This window comes from Roseateles oligotrophus (genome assembly GCF_025717515.1).
Taxonomy (GTDB): domain Bacteria; phylum Pseudomonadota; class Gammaproteobacteria; order Burkholderiales; family Burkholderiaceae_C; genus Paucibacter_A; species Paucibacter_A oligotrophus.
The window spans coordinates 1-1057 of sequence record NZ_JAJIRN010000031.1 but is presented as its reverse complement, the minus strand read 5'-3'; the positions used below and the strand labels follow the sequence as shown (position 1 = coordinate 1057).

Here is a 1057-nt window from a genome sequence, read left to right as displayed (position 1 = left end):
CCTGATTAGGCACATATCTCCGCTGGCATCTTCTTTCGCAATGAAGCCTCCCGCCAGGGATTGCAGCGGAGGGCGTCGACCAGCAAATCGGTCAATATGGCCCGCAGATCGAATCGCCGATTGAAGCGGTATTGAAACTCCGCCAAGTAGCGTTGCGTGTAGTGACTGAGCTTGAATCCCTTGAAGGTCGAGGCCATCCAGGTTTTCAGGTTGCCCAGCGTCGTATTCACAGCAAGGAATCGCGGATGCTGGCCTGCGGCCTTGCCGGTGCGGTTGACGATGATGGGTTCATGCGTTAAGCCTGCGTCCTTGACTGCGGCAAACGTGGCCAGGCCGTCACTGACGACGTGCGTCCCCGCCGCTAGAGCCTTGGCGGCCCAGCGTTTGATGGTCACCTTCTGCCAATTAGGCACCACGTCTAGGCGGGCCAACAGGGCTTTGCCTTGGCCCGTCGTCTGAACGGCAGCCACGACCAGCACCTTGTTCGGGGCCACACGCCCTGCGCCACCTCCTTGGCGCTCACCACCGACAAAGACGTCGTCGATCTGCACCAGCGTCTCCAGCTTGCGCTCTCGCTCTTGGCCAAACATGACCTGCATAAGCTTGTGCTTGATCAGCCAAGCACTGCGATAGCTAACCCCAAGGTCACGCATGAGTTGCAGGGCTGACATACCGGTCTTGCATTGCGTGAGCAGGTGGATGGCCAAAAACCAAGTCGTCAGCGGCAGCTTGCTCGCGTCGAGCACAGTGTCTACCGTGAGGCTAGTCTGGCGGCGGCACTGAGAGCACTGCAAGAGCAGCCGCGTGCCTCGCTCGTGGCGGCTGTGTTCGGCGCTGGCGCACTTGGGACAAACGAACCCCTCGGGCCAGCGCATCTCATACAGGGCTTGTTGGCACTGTGCTCGCGTACCGTAGCGTTGGAAAAACGTGGCCAGCGAGAGGCCTGGCTGAAACTGGATGCGGTTGATGGGCATGGTCGCCTCCGGGATGCAGTGCGACTACTTTCCCACCCGGCTGGCTCACCACATGAGCCGGCGGACTTAGATACCTAATCAGG

General features: G+C 60.3%; 1 protein-coding gene. It reads right to left on the bottom strand.

Translation table 11 applies throughout. The features are described from left to right. Positions 1-5: 5 nt before the first annotated feature. On the bottom strand, positions 6-974 hold the full coding sequence (locus LNV07_RS25340; protein WP_263573993.1) for an IS1595 family transposase: 969 nt from the start codon (positions 972-974) through the stop codon (positions 6-8). Positions 975-1057: the final 83 nt, after the last annotated feature.